Below are 17,554 nucleotides of genomic sequence, written 5' to 3' on the forward strand. Positions count from 1 at the left end.
GACGTTTTAGGCGGGCAAGCAGCCGACAACAATCCTGGCAAGCCTGCCGTCGGCAAGTGAAGCTGCGAATGGCCTCCGCCCTCTTGGGCGGGGGCCATTCCGGTCCACCCGGTGAACAGAAAAGAGGGAGATGACTCTGATCAGGCGTGTGGCGTTCCTGTCGCTGCACACATCGCCCATGGAGCAGCCCGGCTCCGGGGACGCCGGTGGCATGAACGTGTACATCAGCAGTCTGGCCTCGTCCCTCGCGGCCACCGGAGTCGAAGTGGACGTCTTCACCCGATCTACGGACGCCAGGCAGCCCGCCGTCGAACACGCCGGTCCGGGCGTCCGCGTCCACAACATTGCCGCGGGACCGCGGCGGAAAGTTCCCAAGGAGGAACTGCCTGGACTGCTGCACTGCATGGTCGCCGAGATCGAAAAGATCAGAGGGCACCAGCCGCACGGACAATACGACCTGATCCACTCCCATTACTGGATCTCCGGCGTCGCCGGCCTGGAGCTGTCCCGGCGGTGGAATGTGCCGCTGGTCCACACCATGCACACCATGGCCAGGGTCAAGAACCTCGTGCTGCAGCCCGGTGAGAGTCCCGAGCCGCGGCATCGGGAAGACGGCGAATACAGGATCGCCGACGGCGCCACCCGCCTGATCGCCAACACCGGCGCCGAGGCCGCCGAGCTGGTGTCACACTACAGCGCGGACTTTGACCGTATCGACGTCGCTCCCCCCGGCGTTGACCTTTCCATCTTTACGCCTGCATTCCGCAGCGTCTCCCGCGCCGCCCGCGGCGTCCCCCGGGGCACATTCCATCTCCTGTTCGCCGGGCGGATCCAGTGGCTGAAGGGCCCGCAAATCCTCGTCCAGGCCGCTGCGCTGCTCCGCAGCCGCCGCCCGGACATCGACCTGAAGCTGACCGTCCTTGGCGCCCTCAGCGGCGCAAAGGACTTCAACCTGGGCGCGCTCATCAGCGCAGCCGGAATGGACGACGTCGCCACTCACCTCCCGCCTGTCGGCGCGCCGGAGCTGGCCGGCTGGTACCGCTCAGCGGACGTCGTGGTTATGCCCTCCTACAGCGAGTCTTTCGGCCTTGTTGCGCTCGAGGCTCAGGCCTGCGGCACACCCGTGGTGGCCACGCGTGTGGGGGGCCTGTCACGGGCCGTCAGCGACGGCCGCACCGGGCTGTTGGTTGACGGGCACAGGGCGGCCGACTGGGCCGATGCGCTCGAAGCCCTATACGACGACCCCGTGAGGCGGCAGGGCATGGGCAGCGCTGCCGCCATCCAGGCAGAGAGTTCAGGATGGGGGCGCACAGCCGCAATCACGCTCGAGAGCTACCACGCCGCCGCCCAGCAACACGCCGCCCGTTTGGAACTCATGGCCGTGTAAACAGGACGCTCCCCCACCCGTGTGAACTGGTCACGTGGGGTGAGGGAGCGTCGGGCCAAACCCTGCCCGGAAGTGAGGGAGGGTCGGAAGGGGGTTAGCGCTCGATGTCGCCGCGGATGAAGGCCTCAACCTTTTCCCGGGCGAGGTCGTCGTTGAACTGCTCCGGCGGGGACTTCATGAAGTAGCTCGAGGCCGAGAGCAGCGGGCCGCCGATGCCGCGGTCCAGGCCGATCTTCGCCGCACGGATCGCATCAATGATCACACCGGCCGAGTTCGGCGAGTCCCAGACCTCCAGCTTGTACTCCAGCGACACCGGCGCGTCACCAAAGTTCCGGCCCTCCAGACGCACGAAGGCCCACTTGCGGTCATCAAGCCACTGCACATAATCCGATGGGCCAATGTGCACATCCTTCGCCGCGAGCTCACCCTCAACATTGGACGTCACGGCCTGGGTCTTGGAAATCTTCTTGGACTCCAGCCGGTCACGCTCGAGCATGTTCTTAAAGTCCATGTTCCCGCCGACATTCAGCTGGTACGTGCGGTCCAGCGTCACACCACGGTCCTCGAACAGCTTCGCCATCACACGGTGCGTGATCGTGGCACCAATCTGGCTCTTAATGTCATCACCCACGATCGGCACACCCGCCGCCGTGAACCTGTCAGCCCACTCCTTCGTGCCCGCAATAAACACCGGCAACGCATTCACGAACGCCACCCCGGCATCGATCGCGCACTGGGCGTAAAACTCCGCCGCCTCCTGGGACCCGACCGGCAGGTAACAGACCATCACATCAGCCCGGGCGTCCTTCAGGGCCTGGACCACGTCCACCGGATCCTTCGTGGACTGCTCGATCGTCTCCAGGTAATACCGGCCCAGCCCGTCCAGGGTGTGCCCGCGCTGCACCGTCACACCGGTAGGCGGCACATCGGCGATCTTGATGGTGTTGTTCTCGCTGGCCAGAATGGCATCGGCCAGGTCCACACCGACCTTCTTGCCGTCCACATCGAACGCGGCCACAAACTGGACATCATTGACGTGGTACTTGCCGAACTCCACGTGCATCAGACCCGGGATCGTGGCCTGCGGGTCCGCATCCCGGTAATAGTGGACACCCTGGACCAGCGAAGCGGCGCAGTTACCCACCCCGACGATTGCAACACGAATCGGATTTGAAGACACGGAACTCCTTTAGAAAAAAATACTCACCGCCGTCGCTGGGTGACCAGGGACCGGCGGGTGCAGCGACCTGTTAGAAAGATGCTGCCCTCTATCATCTCCCGTGTGCTGAATGGGCACCATGCCATCATCGGGTGGTTCTCACCTACTCAAATGGGTGGGCAAACGGTGAAGCGCTGACGCAGCCCAGGGTCATGCCGAAGACTTCGTCGGGGTCGAGGCGGCGGAGTTCTTCGGCGAGGCAGTCGCGGAGGCTGCGCCGGGGCAGGGAGATCCGTTGGATGGGCTGGCCGGGTTGGGTGAGTTCGGCGACGGAGAGTCCGGGGCGGAAGAGCTGGATGTCGCCGGTGGCGCGGGTGAGGCGGACGCGGCGGATGCCGGTGCCTGCGGGGTCCGCGACGATGGTGACGGGCGCGTCCAGGGACAGCGTGAGCCAGGCCGCGAGGAGGATCGTGGACGGGGAGTCCGAGGCACCTTCGACCGCGACGGCGGTGACCGGGGAGGAGTCGACCTGGTCCAGCACGGCGGCGAGCTGGATGCGCCAGTTCGTCAGGCGGGTCCAGGCCAGGTCGGTGTCGCCGGCCTTGTAGGTGTTGCGGATGTTTTCCAGCGCGACCTGGGGTTCGGCCTCGTTCGCGGAGTCGGTGATGCGCCGGTGCGCGATCCGTCCAATGGAGGTTTCGGAGGCGTTCTTCGGCGCCCCGTGCGGCCACCAGGCCACGATCGGGGCGTCGGGCAGCAGCAGCGCCGCGACCAGGGACTCGCTTTCCTCGGCGAGTTCCCCGAAGCCGCGCAGCACGATCACCTCCGAGGCCCCGGCGTCCCCGCCGACCCGGATCTGGGCGTCGAGCCGGTTCGGCGCGGCCGAGCCGGCGTCGGCGAGCACGATGATCCGGCAGGGGTGTTCCCGGCTGGCCTCGTTCGCGGCCTCGATCGCTTCCTCTTCCAGCCCGGACTTCGTGACCACCACGAGGGTGAGCACCCGGCCCAGCGCGATCACCCCGCCCTGCTCGCGCAGGGACATGATCTTCTTGGAGATCTTGGAGGTGGTGGTGTTCGGAAGATCTACAATCATGGCCTTCTCCAGGTGCGTCCGTCGCGGGCTAGCAGCTCATCAGCCGAGGCCGGGCCCCAGCTGCCCGGGGCGTAAGGCTCGGGCTGTTCGCCCAGCCCGGCCCAGTACTCTTCGAAGGGGTCCAGGATCTTCCAGGACAGCTCCACTTCCTCGTGCCGCGGGAACAAAGGCGGCTCGCCCAGCAGCACGTCCAGAATCAGCCGCTCATACGCCTCCGGGCTGGACTCGGTAAACGAATGCCCGTACCCGAAGTCCATCGTCACGTCCCGGACCTCCATCTGCGTGCCCGGGACCTTGGACCCGAACCGGATCGTCGCGCCCTCATCGGGCTGGACCCGGATCACCACCGCGTTCTGCCCAAAGTCATCATCACTATGGTCACGGAACAACAGGTTCGGTGCCCGCTTGAAGACCACCGCGATCTCCGTCACACGCCGGCCCAGCCGCTTGCCCGCACGCAGGTAAAACGGCACCCCGGACCAGCGCCTGGTGTTGATATCCACCCGGATCGCCGCATACGTCTCGGTCATCGAATCCGCCGGGATACCCTCCTCCTCCAGGTAGCCCTGGACCTGCTCCCCGCCCTGCCAGCCGCCGGCGAACTGCCCCCGGGCCGAATGCGTGGACAGGTCCTCCGGCAACCGCACGGCGGCGAGGACCTTTTCCTTCTCCGTGCGCAGATCATCGGCGTTAAAGGAAATCGGCTCTTCCATGGCGGTCAAAGCCAGCAGCTGCAGCAGGTGGTTCTGGATCACATCCCGCGCCGCGCCCACACCGTCGTAATACCCCGCCCGGCCACCGGTACCGATGTCCTCGGCCATCGTAATCTGGACATGGTCCACATAATTGGCGTTCCACAACGGCTCGAACAACTGGTTCGCGAACCGCAGCGCCAGGATGTTCTGCACCGTCTCCTTGCCCAGGTAATGATCGATCCGGAACACCGCATCGGCCGGGAACACCGACTCCACAATGTCGTTCAGCTGCCGCGCCGATTCCAGGTCATGCCCGAACGGTTTCTCGATCACCACGCGGCGCCATTTCTCACCCTCGGCCTGCGCCAGGCCGTGCTTTGAGAGCTGCCGGCAGACCTGCTCGAACGCCTTCGGCGGAATCGAGAGGTAGAACGCATGGTTGCCGCGCGTGCCGCGCTGCTCATCCAGCCCAGCGATCGTCTCACCGAGCCGCTCAAAGGCGGCGTCGTCGTCGAACTCGCCCTGCACGAAACGGATGCCCTCCGCCAACTGGTTCCACACCGCCTCATCAAACGGCGTCCGGGAATACGAGGTCACGGCATCCTTGACCTCCGCGGCGAACTCCGCGTTGTCCCACTCCCGCCGGCCAAAGCCCACCAGGGCAAAGCTCGGCGGCAACAAACCACGATTGGCGAGGTCATACACGGCGGGCATGAGCTTCTTGCGGGCAAGGTCGCCCGTGACTCCGAAAAGCACGAGCGAGGACGGACCGGCAATACGGTTCAGACGGCGGTCCCGCGGATCCCGCAACGGGTTCCCGCCCCGGGACGCAGTCCTTCTGCCGTTCAAAGTATCTGGCATGGTTAGTTAAGTGCCTTAGCTTTCAGTGGCGGACGCTGCCTGGCCGGCAAACGACGAAACAATCTCCTGTGGCGTGCTCCAGCCATCGACAAGGCACGAAAGGCACTTGGACAGGGGCTGCAAGGCACTGCGCTGGCAACGGCGCTGGCAAGAGCACTGGGCCACAGAAATCCTTGCCCTAAGACTGCCACCTGCCCGGGAAGCTGATAAACCACCACAAAGAGCGGCCTCACCTGCCCTTTAGGATGGGATGCTCAGGCGGCGAACAGTGCTGTGCGCACGGCCTTCTCAAAGCCATCTACGTGAGTGCGCGCCAGTTCTGCAGCACGGGCCTCGTCTTTATCGATCACCGCTTGAAGCAGGTCGACGTGCTCATGGACATGCCGGGAAAGGTCCGGCAGGCGATCCAGGACCATGCACCAGATGCGCGTGGCCAGGTTGTCATAGCGGATCAGCACGTCCTCCAGATGCGGATTCCCCGCCGCAGCATAAATTCCCTGATGCACGCGGGCGTCCAGCTGCAGGGTCTCCACAACTGTTGCGCTGTCCACGTCGAAGGACTCCACTGCAGCCACAATTCGCCGGAGACGCTCCCGGGCCGCCGCGCTGGCCACCCTGGCGGCACGGGAAGCCGCGAGCGGTTCCAGCTGCGCTCGAATCTCCGAGATAAACGCGAGGTCCGTGACCTCTACGCGTGTTGCGAAGGTGCCGCGCCTGGGATAGGTCACGACGAGCCGGTCCAGTTCGAGCCGCTTCAGGGCTTCCCTTACGGGAGTCCGTCCCACGCCAAGTTCCTTTGCAAGCCCTTCGTCGTAAAGGGGTTCACCGGGCTTGATTTCCAGGGTCAGCAGCCTGTCGCGTATCCGTTCGTAGGCCACGTCGGCCAGGGATTTCGAGCCAACGTCCTCGGTCACCGCCAGAGCTTCAAACGCCACCGTACCGCCTCTCCTATCGGCCAATAGTGACTATTGACCGTGTCCCTGCACCAGTATACGCTGGTCGCCAGTCCTAATATATCAATCAGTTGATCAAGCATATATCTATAGGAGGTCACGTGACCCTGGTGCAGACCACTCAAGAAACACGGCCCGCTCCGCAGGCGGAAGCCTCCGGAGAAGCGACCAGCCGGAAGTTCGTACTCACACTGTCGTGCGTCGAACGAGCCGGCATCGTTCAGGCAGTCACCACGTTCCTGTTTGAGCGCGGATTCAACATCGAGGAGCACCAGCAGTTCGACGACGGCCTCCGCCAGACGCTTCACCTGCGTACCGCTTTTTCCGGGCCGGCAGACTTCGAACCAGCCAGACTCGAAGAGGAGTTCCGTCCCATCGCGGAACGCTTCGAGATGAAATTCAGCTTTCACGACGAGACCAAAGAGCGCGTTCTGGTGATGGTCTCCAAGTTCGGGCATTGCCTGAATGACCTGATCTTCCGCTGGCGCGGGGGCAGCCTGGGTGGAGAACTTGTGGCCGTCGTTTCCAACCACGAAACACACCGGGCCATGGCGGAGGCCGCCGGCCTTCCCTTCGTGTACATTCCGGTAACTCCCGAGACCAAAGAAGACGCCGAGCGCAGGCTGCTCGAGCTGGTCGACGAGTACAACGTGGACCTCGTGGTCCTCGCCCGGTACATGCAGGTGCTTTCCAATGACCTGTGCCGCGCCCTCGAGGGAAGGGCGATCAACATTCACCACTCGTTCCTGCCAGGGTTCAAGGGCGCGCGGCCTTACCACCAGGCCTATGACCGCGGCGTCAAGCTTGTGGGGGCCACCGCCCACTACGTGACCGCGGACCTCGATGAAGGCCCGATCATCGAGCAGGAAGTCATCCGTGTCGACCATAGCTTTGGGCCGACCTCCCTCTCAACAGTGGGACAGGATGCAGAGGCTTTGGCGCTGGCACGGGCAGTCCGTTGGCACTGCGAGCACCGTGTCCTGCTGGACCAGTCCAGCACCGTCGTCTTCCGTTGAGATCACCCAGGCACGAGCAGCAACAGCGCACATTCAAAAACAGCAGGAGTAATTAACACATGGCATCGACACCTCGCATTGTCATCATCGGCGCCGGAATCGTCGGCACTAATGTCGCCGACGAACTGGTGGCCCGCGGTTGGAACAACATCACAGTCCTGGACCAGGGGCCCTTGAACATGCCCGGCGGCTCGACGTCCCACGCCCCCGGACTGGTCTTCCAGACCAACCCCTCCAAGACCATGACCAGCTTCGCCAAGTACACGGTCGAAAAGCTGCTCTCCCTGAGCGAGGACGGCATCAGCTGCTTCAACCAGGTGGGCGGCCTGGAAGTTGCAACCACCGAGACCCGCCTCGCAGACCTGAAAAGGAAACTCGGCTACGCCGCATCGTGGGGCATCGAGGGAACGATACTGTCCCCCGCCGAATGTAAGGAGCTTTACCCGCTCCTGAACGAAGAGGACGTTCTCGGCGGTCTCCACGTGCCCAGCGACGGCCTGGCCAGTGCTGCCCGTGCAGTCCAGCTGCTCATCAAGCGCACGGAGGCCGCAGGAGTCAAGTACCTGGGCTCCACCACGGTGACAGGAATACAGCAGACGGACGGGCGGGTCACCGGCGTCGAAACCTCCGAGGGCGTTCTTCCCGCCGATATCGTGATCTCGTGCGGTGGATTCTGGGGCGCAAAGATCGGCGCCCTGATCGGCATGGCGGTGCCTCTCCTGCCGCTGGCACACCAGTACGTCAAGACTGCTCCTGTGCCCGCATTGAAGGGACGCAACGAACTGCCGAACGGCGCTACGCTGCCAATCCTGCGCCACCAGGATCAGGATCTCTACTACCGGGAGCACGGCGAGCGCTACGGCATCGGTTCTTACGCCCACCGCCCCATGCCCGTTGACCTCGAGGACCTGGGGACCTTCAGCCCGGAGGCCGTCAACGAACACAACATGCCCTCCCGCCTGGACTTCACCCTGGAAGACTTCCTGCCCGCGTGGGAAGCCTCCAAGCAGCTGCTCCCGGGACTGGCCGAAAGCGAAATCGAAGATGGCTTCAACGGCATCTTCTCCTTCACCCCCGACGGCGGACCGCTCATCGGTGAATCCAAGGAGCTCGACGGCTTCTTCGTGGCAGAGGCCGTATGGGTAACGCACTCCGCCGGCGTGGCCAAGGCGGTGGCCGAACTGCTCACCACCGGCAAGTCAGAAACCGACCTGGGCGAGTGCGACATCACGCGCTTCGAGGACGTCCAGCTCACGCCTGAATACGTCAGCGAGACCTCCCAGCAGAACTTCGTGGAAATCTACGATGTGCTGCACCCGCTCCAGCCCAAGCTCTCCCCGCGAAACCTTCGCGTCAGCCCGTTCCATGCGCGGCATAAGGAACTGGGCGGCTTTTTCCTGGAAGCCGGAGGATGGGAACGGCCCTATTGGTTTGAATCCAACGCTGGACTCCTCAAGGAGATGCCTACGGAATGGCTGCCCCCGGCCCGTGACGCATGGGCACAGATGTTCAGTTCCCCGATCGCTGCCGCCGAAGTCTGGAAGACCCGCACGGCAGTGGCTATGTACGACATGACCCCGCTCAAGCGGCTGGAAGTATCGGGTCCCGGCGCCCTGAAGCTGCTGCAGGAGTTGACCACAGCGGACCTGGACAAGAAGCCGGGAGCCGTCACCTACACACTGCTGCTGGACCACGCCGGTGGCGTGCGGAGTGACATCACCGTTGCACGCCTCAGCGAGGACAGGTTCCAGCTCGGCGCCAACGGCAACATCGACACGGCGTACTTCACCAGGGCTGCGCGGCACCAAACCCAAAGCGGCTCAGCCACCGATTGGGTCCAGGTCCGGGACACCACAGGCGGCACGTGCTGCATCGGGCTCTGGGGCCCGCTGGCCCGCGACCTGGTCAGCGGCATTAGCGATGACGACTTCTCCAACGACGGTCTCCGATACTTCCGGGCAAAGGATGTTGTCATCGGTGGAGTTCCGGTCACGGCCATGCGTCTCTCCTACGTCGGGGAACTGGGCTGGGAGCTTTACACGAGCGCCGAATACGGTCAGAGGCTCTGGGACGTGCTCTGGAAGGCCGGGCAGGCGTTCGGCGTCATCGCTGCCGGACGTGCGGCCTTCAGTTCCCTGCGCCTGGAAAAGGGATACCGCTCGTGGGGCTCGGACATGACCACCGAACATGACCCGTTTGAGGCGGGTCTCGCATTCGCCGTAAAGATGTCCAAGGACAGCTTCATCGGCAAGGGTGCTCTCGAAGGCCGCACGGAGGAAGGTTCCTCCCGCAGGCTGCGGTGCCTCACCATCGACGACGGCCGGTCCATCGTCCTGGGCAAGGAACCCGTGTACTACAAGGAGCAAGCGGTCGGCTACGTGACCAGCGCGGCCTACGGCTACACCGTCGCCAAGCCGATCGCCTACGCCTACCTTCCGGCAGCCGTTTCCGTCGGCGATTCTGTCGAAATGGAATACTTCGGACGACGCATCAGGGCCACTGTTACTGAAGAGCCCCTGTACGACCCGAAAATGACCAGGCTCCGCGGCTAACCAGCCGTCGGGCCTTTGGGGGCGCGCGGCCCGGACCCCTCCTCGCAACGGGAGCCGGGCTGCGCGCATCCCCTTCCCGCCCCCAGCATCAACCAGCCCAGGAATGGACAAATGATCGGTTCAGAAACACTTAATGACTACCTCGGCAGGCTTGCCTCGCGGAACCCCACGCCGGGTGGCGGCGCGGCCGCGGCGCTGCACGCAGCGCAGGGGGCGGCCCTGGTGGCCATGGTGGCAAGATTCAGCACCGGCGGGAAGTATGAGCAGCACGGACAGACAACGTCCAGAATCATTTCCGCCGCCGACCATCTCATTGACGAGGCGCTGAGGCTGGCCGACGCCGATGAAGTCGCCTTCGCAGATGTGATTGCCTCATACAAGCTGCCCGCCGCGAACGACTCGGAACGTGAGGCGCGTGCCGCCGCCATACAGAACGCACTCGTTCAGGCGGCTCAACCGCCCGCCCAGCTGATCAAGCTGTCGGGTGCCGTGGTGGAACTCGCCGCCGAACTTCTGGACATTGCCAACCCCAATGTCATCAGTGACATTGCCGCAGCCGCCGACGCGGCAAGGGCGGCTGCCACCACCGCGCGCGTCAACATAGACATCAACGTCGTCGCGATCAAGGACGCGCACGCGCGTGCCGCGCTGGCCGAACAAACTGACGGCCTTGAAGAAAAAGTCGTGCTGGCCGCTGACTCGCTCTCACAGCACGTACGGGAAAGGATCCTCCGATGACGGCATCTGTACTCTCCGGCAAGCCCCTCGCCAAGCTGATACAGCAACAGGCCCAGGCAGAAGCCAAAGCCCTGGCCGAAGAGGGCTTACGCCCGACCCTCGCCGTCGTAGTCGCCACCGAGGACAGCTCGACCCACTGGTACGTGCGGTCCATCGAGCGCGCCTCGGAAAGTGCCGGCATCGAGTGCAGGATTATCGACCTCGGCCAGGACGCTACAGAGCAGGTCCTCGCTGCGGTGCTGAAAGACCTCAGCGCGGAGCCTTCCGTCAATGGAATCATCCTGCAGACTCCGCTGCCCCCAGGCGTCAGAAGCCAGGAGCTGGTCAGGCACATCGACCCGGCAAAGGACATCGATGGCGCTAACCCCTTGAGCCTGGGACTTCTCACTGTCGGTCAACGTGCTTTCGCCCCGGCTACTGCGCGCGCGGTAATAGAAATGCTTGACCACTTCGACATCCCGGTAGCCGGCCGCAGTGTGGTGGTGGTGGGGCGTTCAGCCGTGGTTGGCAAGCCGCTGTCCCTCCTGCTGCTGCAGAAGGATGCCACCACGACCGTCTGCCACTCGCGGTCGGGACCCCTTGAGAAGTACACCAAAACTGCCGACATCGTGGTTGTTGCTGCCGGCCGCACCGGACTGCTCACCGGGACTGACGTTTCTGACCACTCTGTAGTCATCGACGTAGGCACCAATGTGCTGTCCGACGGCTCACTCGTCGGCGATATCGACCAGGCCAGCGTCCAGGCCGTTGCTTGTGCCTTGACACCGGTCCCCGGCGGCGTCGGTTCAGTCACCACATCACTGCTTCTTCTCCACACCGCCGAAGCGGCGCGGGAACAGTCGCATGCAGCCCCGGTGCCAGCACTCACACCATGACGGGGGCGGCAATGGCACGCCGTACGGCGTCACATCCCGCCGCCACACCCACCTCTACCAAGGTCGTGGCAGACTGGACCGCGCTCATCCCGGGCGACTTCGTCACAGTGCTGGAATCGTACGCGTTCCCGCATAGCGGCTGGATCGATGCCGTGACCGAGGATGGCACCATCATCTGGCTGGTTTTGGCCTTTGGCCGTGGCCGCCGCATGTTCTTCCGCCATGACGGTGACGTCGTCACGGTCGAGGTCCCACAGGCAGCAGCCGGTGAGCATGAAACGTCCGCACAGATTTGAAGGAAGAGCCAATGGCCTCTAAAGCCCCCCGCGAGAACATCGATGAGTCAAAGCTGACTGTCGGCAAACCCAAAACCAAGGCTGTGGGCATTCCCGCGGTGGCCAATGCGCTGAAGATATCCCTTGAGCAAATGGGTCCGCTCCGGAGCGTGCAGACCCTAATGGCGGTCAACCAGGTCGACGGCTTTGACTGCATGGGCTGCGCGTGGCCGGAGCACGAGAAGCGCAACGCGGCGGAATTCTGTGAGAACGGCGCGAAGGCCGTGGCGGAGGAGGCCACACGCCGCCGCGTCACGCCGGAATTCTTCGCCAGGCATTCCATTGCCGAGCTGAAGACACGTGATGACTACTGGCTTGGACAGCAGGGCAGGCTGACCCACCCGATGGTCCTGGATGAGGGCGCAACCCACTACCGGCCCATCGAGTGGGACGACGCCCTGGAAATGATCGCCCAGGAACTCAGGGGCATGGACGACCCTGACCAGAGCGTCTTCTATACCTCCGGGAGGACGTCCAACGAGGCTGCGTTTGTATACCAGTTGCTGGTGCGGGGCGTGGGCACGAACAACCTCCCGGACTGTTCGAATATGTGCCACGAATCTTCCGGATCGGCCCTGGTCGAGACCATCGGCATTGGCAAAGGATCGGTCAGCCTCACCGATCTGGAAACAGCGTCCCTGATCTTCGTGGCCGGCCAGAATCCGGGCACAAATCACCCGCGCATGCTCAGTGCACTGGAAAAGGCCAAGAAAAACGGCGCCGCCATCGTATCCATCAATCCGCTCCCCGAGGCCGGACTGCTGCATTTCGAGAACCCGCAGACCATCTCAGGCACGCTGATTGGCACCCAGCTGACTGATGATTTCCTTCAGATCCGGGCCGGCGGCGACCAGGCACTCTTCCAGGGCCTGGGCAAATACCTCCTGGAAGCAGAACGTGCCGGCAGGAACACTCCAGGCCTGGCAACCGTTTTGGACCACGACTTCATCGAAAACCACACGGTCGGCCTCGAGTCGTACCTTTCGCAGTTGGACCAGGTTCGCTGGGAGGACATCATCGAGGCCAGCGGCCTCACCATGGAACAGATCGCGGCCACCGGAGAACGCCTCCTGGCGTCAGACTCCACCATTGTCTGCTGGGCGATGGGCCTGACCCAGCACAAGCACTCGGTGCCCACCCTCCGTGACGTCGTCAACGTCCTGCTGCTGCAGGGCAACATCGGAAAGCCCGGCGCCGGGGTATGCCCTGTTCGGGGACACTCCAACGTCCAGGGCGACCGGACCATGGGCATCTTCGAACGGATGCCGGAGAGTTTCCACGACAGGCTTGACCAGGAGTTCCAGTTCCGTTCGCCCCGGGCCCACGGCTACGACACCGTCGCCGCAATCCGGGCCATGCGGGACGGCAAGGTCCGGCTATTCGTGGGCATGGGCGGGAACTTCGTCCGGGCGGCTCCGGACTCGGATGTGACCGAGGAGGCCCTGGCCAACACCCGCCTGACGGTCCAGATATCGACTAAACTGAACCACTCCCACCTGGCAACAGGAAAACGCGCCCTGATTCTCCCGACGCTGGGCCGTACGGAAAGGGATACCCAGCGGTCCGGCGACCAGAGGGTGACGGTGGAGGATTCAATGAGCGCCGTTCATGCATCCCGCGGAAGGCTTAAGCCCGCCAGCGAACATCTGATGTCCGAGGTCGCCATCGTCTGCAACCTCGCCCACAAGGTGTTCACGGACGCCTCCGGCCTCCCCCTCCCCAACGCGCCAGTAGCTGACTGGCTCTCGCTCGGGGACGATTACTCCCAGATCAGGAAGCACATCGAAGCTGTCATCGATGGCTTCGAGAACTTCGAGGAGAAAATTCAGAACCCCGGCGGTTTCGTCCTGCCCCACCCGCCGCGGGACACCAGGGAGTTCAAAACGGAGTCCGGCAAGGCGCACTTCACATCGAATGCCCTGGAGTACCTTCGGGTCCCGGCCGGCCGGCTGATCCTGCAAACACTGCGTTCACACGACCAGTACAACACCACCATCTACGGCAAGGACGACCGTTACCGTGGAATCTACGGCGGCCGGCGGGTAGTCCTGGTCAACGAGGCGGACATAGCCGAGATGGGCTACGCGGACGGGGACATGGTCGATCTGGTCTCTGAGTTCCGTGGAACAGAACGCCGGGCCGAGAATTTCCGCATCGTGTCCTACTCCACGCCCAAGGGTTGCGCAGCCTCCTACTACCCGGAAACCAATGTGCTGGTGCCGCTGGACTCCGTGGCGGACACCAGCGGAACCCCGACGTCCAAGTCCGTCATCGTCAGGCTGGAACCGGCAGGAGCGAACAGTCATGCATGAGGCTACCGAGGTTGGACTGCGCACCAAGGGGGTGGACCTCCCACGCGCGGAGCGGGCTGTCCGTGAGTTCCTCCTTGCCGTGGGCGAGGACCCTGACAGGCCTGGCCTGGCTGAGACTCCGGCGCGGGTGGCCCGCGCCGCTGTGGAAATGTACGGTGGCCTTCACGAGGATCCCATATCAGTACTTGATAAGACGTTCGACCTCGGGCATGAGGAACTGGTCCTCGTTAAAGACATCCCTTTCTACTCCACCTGCGAGCACCACCTGGTGCCCTTCCATGGAGTGGCCCACGTTGGATATATCCCGTCGGCCGAGGGGCTGGTAACAGGCCTGAGCAAACTGGCCAGGCTGGTGGATGCGTTCGCCCGGAGACCGCAGGTGCAGGAACGGCTGACGACCGAGGTGGTGGATGCTCTTGTCTCTGCCCTGCGGCCGCTTGGGGCGATTGTCGTGGTGGAATGTGAACACCTCTGTATGTCCATGAGGGGGATCAGGAAGCCGGGAGCTAAAACCATTACCTCCGCAGTGAGGGGGGAGTTGCGCTTACCGGCAGCCCGCGCGGAAGCGCTGAGCCTGATCATGGGCCGTCCGTGAAATTCTGAAACGGAGACCTTCCGCTTGATATATCTTTAGGATATATTTGGAATATCAAATCGCCGTCCGGCTTCTTCCGCTGCGGAACTCCGCCTGCCGGAACTCCGTTTGCGAGAAATCCCCCGGCTTCCAGCCGGGTGACGAGGCTGCGGAGCAGCTTCATGGAATGCGATGTCGTTTCCCGTAAACGGTGTTTCGGTTGGCCTGAAAACCTGGGGAGGTAAGCGCCGAAACACCGCTTTCGGGAAACGAACGGATAGAAAACCACTTCAGCAACGAGGGAACGACCAGTGCTAGCTCAAGCCCTTCCAATTGCCGGCACACAGGCCGAGGACGGCGGGCGGGCCGCGGACCGGGAATACACCTGGGCGGAAGCCCGCCGCTTGGCTTTTGACTGCGCCTCGCCCCTCGGACCAGAGCGGGTTCCACTCGGCGAGGCGAACGGAAGAACTCTGGCGACCAACGTCACAGCGCTTCAGGAGATGCCGCACTACGCCTCGTCCGCAATGGACGGCTGGACAGTTAATGGTTCCGGCCCATGGGTGCTGACGGAACCAGGGAACCCCCTCGGTGACGGGCAGGCCAGCCCTGTCGTCACCGGCGGAGTAATCGCTCCGGGTGCCCAGGCTGTGCTTCGGGTGGAGAGCGGACGGCTTCTGACCAATGCGGCCGGCCAGCCCACGCTGATGGTGGCCGAGGGCGCATCACCCGGTGAACCTCGTCATGGCCAGCACATCCGTGCGTCGGGTGAGGAAGCGGCAGCAGGTGAAGTCCTGATCGCCGCAGGAACTTCATTGAACCCTGCCCACATCGCCCTGGCCGCCGTCGCCGGCTTCGACCAGCTGGACGTGCAGCGCAAGCCGCTGGTTAAAATGCTGGTCACTGGCTCAGAGGTGGTCACGGCCAGAGTCCCGGCCCCGGGACAGGTCAGGGACGCTTTCGGGCCGCAGCTCAGCACAGTCATCCAAATGCTCGGGGGCATTCCGGGACCGATGGTCCGCATCGGGGACTCCTATGAGGAATGGCTCACAGCACTGGGTGCCGCTGAACCGCCGATGGGGCCCTGGCCTGACGTGATCGTTACCACTGGCGGCACGGGGCGCTCCGGCGCCGACCATTTCCGGGCTGCCACGGCCGCCCTCGGCGGACGGCTCCTCATTGATGGCATTGCCATGCGGCCCGGCCACCCGGCCGCCTTGGCCAAACTGCCCAATGGGCGCTTCGTCGTCGGACTCCCGGGCAACCCCCTGGCCGCCCTAATGGCCCTGTTCACCATTGGCGGTCCGCTGCTGGCCGCACTGGGCCACCAGCCCCTGCCCGACATCAGCCGGCTGCCGTGCGGCACGGTCATCGACGCCCACGCGGCATCCACACGGCTTATGCCTTTCCGCTGGGTCAATGGCCGGGCGACTCCGGCCCACTACACCGGACCCGGCATGATGCGCGGCCTGGCCTCCGCCGACGGTGTCATGGTGGTCCCGTCGCGCGGCGTTCAGTTAGGGGAGCCGGTTCCGGTATTCGCCCTCCCCTGGCGTCCAGAGCTGCAAAACGCACCGGCATGGCGATGACGATCATATGAGGACCAACACGCGAGGAGTGTTCACGACGTGGCACGCATGACCCAACGGCGAAAGGTCCACCGGTACCTCCTGGATGGCTCCGCGGCCGCCATTGAATACCCCGTGCGCCTCAGGGAGGACGTGCTGGCGGCCGAGGAACCGCTGGAAATCCGCTTCGGCAACGTGTCCTTTGCTGTGACCATGCGGACACCCGGGGATGACTTTGACCTCGTCGCCGGTTTTCTCGTCTCTGAAGGCATCATCAGCAACCAGTCGGATCTCGTGTCACTCCGCTTTTGCGCGGGCGAGGATGAAGACGGCAGACAAACCTTCAACGTCGTCGAGGCCCAGTTCCGTCACGGTTTGACCCTGCCGGATACCGGCCGGCACATTTATACCTCCAGCTCCTGCGGCATCTGCGGCAGCACATCCATCGACGCCGTTCGCAAGACCCTCACGGTCAGCCCTCGGGACGACCAGCTGCGCGTGCCGGTCAGCGTACTGGCGCGGCTCCCCGAACAGTTGCGGGAAGCTCAGGCGCTGTTCGATAAAACCGGAGGCGTCCACGCGGCAGGGCTGTTCAGAATCACCGACAGCGATGAAGCCGAGCTGCTGTGCCTCCGCGAGGACGTGGGCCGCCACAATGCCGTGGACAAGGTGGTCGGGTGGGCTCTGCGCGAAGGGCTTCTGCCCTTGCGCGGTACTGTCCTGCAGGTCTCGGGCAGGGCGTCATTTGAGCTGGTTCAGAAGGCTGCCCTCGCCGGCATTCCGGTCTTGGCGGCGGTCAGCGCACCCTCGAGCCTGGCGGCGGACCTTGCTGCCGACACCGGCGTCACCCTGGTGGGTTTCAGCCGGGGCAGGAGCCTCAATGTGTATGTGGGCGAAGAACGGGTCACGATCCCGGAAACCGACACCGGTGCGAACATCTGAAAGGAAACCAGTGGCTGATTTTGAAGTGATCGCGGCCGCCCTTACCGCCGATCCCATCTCCGAGGACGATGCCATTGCCGCGGTCGAAGGTGCCGAGGCGGGTGCCGTTGTCAGCTTCCGGGGCGTTGTCCGCAACCACGACGGCGGCAAGGCCGTCGAGCGGCTGAGCTACAGCGCGCATCCCACTGCATCCAAGGCGATGTTGGAGGTCGTGGCCACTCTCCGCGAGGAACACTCGGAGGAGACCGGCCACCCCGTCCGCATTTGGGCGGCCCACCGCGTTGGCGACCTGAAGGTCGGCGACGTGGCCCTTGTGTGCGCCGTTGCGGCCGCTCACCGTCGTCAGGCGTTCACCATCTGTTCCGAACTGGTGGACCGCATCAAGGCCGGAGTACCGATCTGGAAGCAACAGCTCTTTAGCGACGGCTCGGTCGAATGGGTTGGCGCGAACGAGCCGATGTTCCGCCGCACACGCAGGCCCGACACCGAAACCA

Annotated in this window: 15 protein-coding genes; 11 read left to right on the plus strand and 4 right to left on the minus strand. The window is 64.0% G+C overall.

Translation table 11 applies throughout. The features are described from left to right. Positions 1–130 precede the first annotated feature (130 nt). Positions 131–1,387, plus strand: a complete 1,257-nt coding sequence (mshA, locus tag AC6CH3_RS22920; RefSeq protein WP_498134622.1) for a D-inositol-3-phosphate glycosyltransferase — start codon at positions 131–133, stop codon at positions 1,385–1,387. Between the two features lie 94 nt (positions 1,388–1,481). On the opposite strand, the gene AC6CH3_RS22925 is transcribed toward mshA, so the two are convergent. The 4 genes from AC6CH3_RS22925 to AC6CH3_RS22940 form a co-directional block, all read right to left on the minus strand. Beyond that, the gene (locus tag AC6CH3_RS22925; RefSeq protein ID WP_498134623.1) at positions 1,482–2,567 is read right to left on the minus strand and encodes an inositol-3-phosphate synthase; all 1,086 of its coding nucleotides are present in this window, start codon (positions 2,565–2,567) and stop codon (positions 1,482–1,484) included. A 142-nt stretch (positions 2,568–2,709) separates the two neighbouring features. Further along, positions 2,710–3,639, minus strand: coding sequence for a glucose-6-phosphate dehydrogenase assembly protein OpcA (locus AC6CH3_RS22930; RefSeq protein ID WP_498134624.1), 930 nt, complete (start codon positions 3,637–3,639; stop codon positions 2,710–2,712). Continuing rightward, positions 3,636–5,195 carry a glucose-6-phosphate dehydrogenase gene (gene zwf, locus AC6CH3_RS22935; protein ID WP_498134625.1) on the minus strand — a complete coding sequence of 520 codons (1,560 nt, stop codon included), beginning with the start codon at positions 5,193–5,195 and terminating at the stop codon, positions 3,636–3,638. The genes AC6CH3_RS22930 and zwf overlap by 4 nt, the downstream gene beginning before the upstream one ends. Positions 5,196–5,449: 254 nt before the next feature. After that, positions 5,450–6,130: a GntR family transcriptional regulator gene (locus tag AC6CH3_RS22940; protein WP_498134626.1), complete on the minus strand. Its 681-nt coding sequence runs from the start codon at positions 6,128–6,130 to the stop codon at positions 5,450–5,452. A 119-nt stretch (positions 6,131–6,249) separates the two neighbouring features. Between AC6CH3_RS22940 and purU the strand changes: the two genes are divergently transcribed. From purU to AC6CH3_RS22990, 10 genes are all read left to right on the plus strand, one after another. Beyond that, positions 6,250–7,164: a formyltetrahydrofolate deformylase gene (gene purU / locus AC6CH3_RS22945; protein WP_498134627.1), complete on the plus strand. Its 915-nt coding sequence runs from the start codon at positions 6,250–6,252 to the stop codon at positions 7,162–7,164. A gap of 59 nt (positions 7,165–7,223) precedes the next feature. Further along, positions 7,224–9,716: a GcvT family protein gene (locus AC6CH3_RS22950; RefSeq protein ID WP_498134628.1), complete on the plus strand. Its 2,493-nt coding sequence runs from the start codon at positions 7,224–7,226 to the stop codon at positions 9,714–9,716. Between the two features lie 111 nt (positions 9,717–9,827). Further along, a complete protein-coding gene (locus AC6CH3_RS22955; RefSeq protein ID WP_498134629.1) occupies positions 9,828–10,454 on the plus strand; it encodes a cyclodeaminase/cyclohydrolase family protein in 627 nt (208 codons plus the stop codon). Then, positions 10,451–11,329 carry a bifunctional 5,10-methylenetetrahydrofolate dehydrogenase/5,10-methenyltetrahydrofolate cyclohydrolase gene (locus tag AC6CH3_RS22960; RefSeq protein WP_498134630.1) on the plus strand — a complete coding sequence of 293 codons (879 nt, stop codon included), beginning with the start codon at positions 10,451–10,453 and terminating at the stop codon, positions 11,327–11,329. The genes AC6CH3_RS22955 and AC6CH3_RS22960 overlap by 4 nt, the downstream gene beginning before the upstream one ends. Positions 11,330–11,340: 11 nt before the next feature. Then, a complete protein-coding gene (locus AC6CH3_RS22965; protein WP_498134631.1) occupies positions 11,341–11,625 on the plus strand; it encodes a hypothetical protein in 285 nt (94 codons plus the stop codon). 11 nt (positions 11,626–11,636) lie between these two features. Then, positions 11,637–13,976, plus strand: coding sequence for an FdhF/YdeP family oxidoreductase (locus AC6CH3_RS22970; protein ID WP_498134632.1), 2,340 nt, complete (start codon positions 11,637–11,639; stop codon positions 13,974–13,976). After that, positions 13,969–14,571, plus strand: a complete 603-nt coding sequence (gene folE, locus AC6CH3_RS22975; protein ID WP_498134633.1) for a GTP cyclohydrolase I FolE — start codon at positions 13,969–13,971, stop codon at positions 14,569–14,571. The genes AC6CH3_RS22970 and folE overlap by 8 nt, the downstream gene beginning before the upstream one ends. 290 nt (positions 14,572–14,861) lie before the next feature. Then, positions 14,862–16,139 (plus strand): molybdopterin molybdotransferase MoeA, encoded by a 1,278-nt coding sequence (locus tag AC6CH3_RS22980; protein ID WP_498134634.1) that lies wholly within the window; start codon positions 14,862–14,864, stop codon positions 16,137–16,139. Positions 16,140–16,178: 39 nt separating this feature from the next. Then, entirely contained in the window at positions 16,179–17,060 is an 882-nt protein-coding gene (gene fdhD / locus AC6CH3_RS22985) for a formate dehydrogenase accessory sulfurtransferase FdhD (RefSeq protein ID WP_498134635.1), read from the plus strand. After that, positions 17,005–17,554: molybdenum cofactor biosynthesis protein MoaE (locus AC6CH3_RS22990; RefSeq protein WP_498134636.1), on the plus strand; the 550-nt coding region annotated here is incomplete at its 3' end. The genes fdhD and AC6CH3_RS22990, both read left to right, overlap by 56 nt.

Source organism: Arthrobacter sp. GQ119, assembly GCF_059759125.1.

Coding starts and splice junctions, on each gene's coding strand:
- mshA (WP_498134622.1), top strand. CDS start 131: ATGACTCTGATCAGGCGTGTGGCGTTCCTGTCGCTGCACACATCGCCC.
- AC6CH3_RS22930 (WP_498134624.1), bottom strand. CDS start 3,639: ATGATTGTAGATCTTCCGAACACCACCACCTCCAAGATCTCCAAGAAG.
- zwf (WP_498134625.1), bottom strand. CDS start 5,195: ATGCCAGATACTTTGAACGGCAGAAGGACTGCGTCCCGGGGCGGGAAC.
- AC6CH3_RS22950 (WP_498134628.1), top strand. CDS start 7,224: ATGGCATCGACACCTCGCATTGTCATCATCGGCGCCGGAATCGTCGGC.
- AC6CH3_RS22955 (WP_498134629.1), top strand. CDS start 9,828: ATGATCGGTTCAGAAACACTTAATGACTACCTCGGCAGGCTTGCCTCG.
- AC6CH3_RS22960 (WP_498134630.1), top strand. CDS start 10,451: ATGACGGCATCTGTACTCTCCGGCAAGCCCCTCGCCAAGCTGATACAG.
- AC6CH3_RS22965 (WP_498134631.1), top strand. CDS start 11,341: ATGGCACGCCGTACGGCGTCACATCCCGCCGCCACACCCACCTCTACC.
- AC6CH3_RS22970 (WP_498134632.1), top strand. CDS start 11,637: ATGGCCTCTAAAGCCCCCCGCGAGAACATCGATGAGTCAAAGCTGACT.
- folE (WP_498134633.1), top strand. CDS start 13,969: ATGCATGAGGCTACCGAGGTTGGACTGCGCACCAAGGGGGTGGACCTC.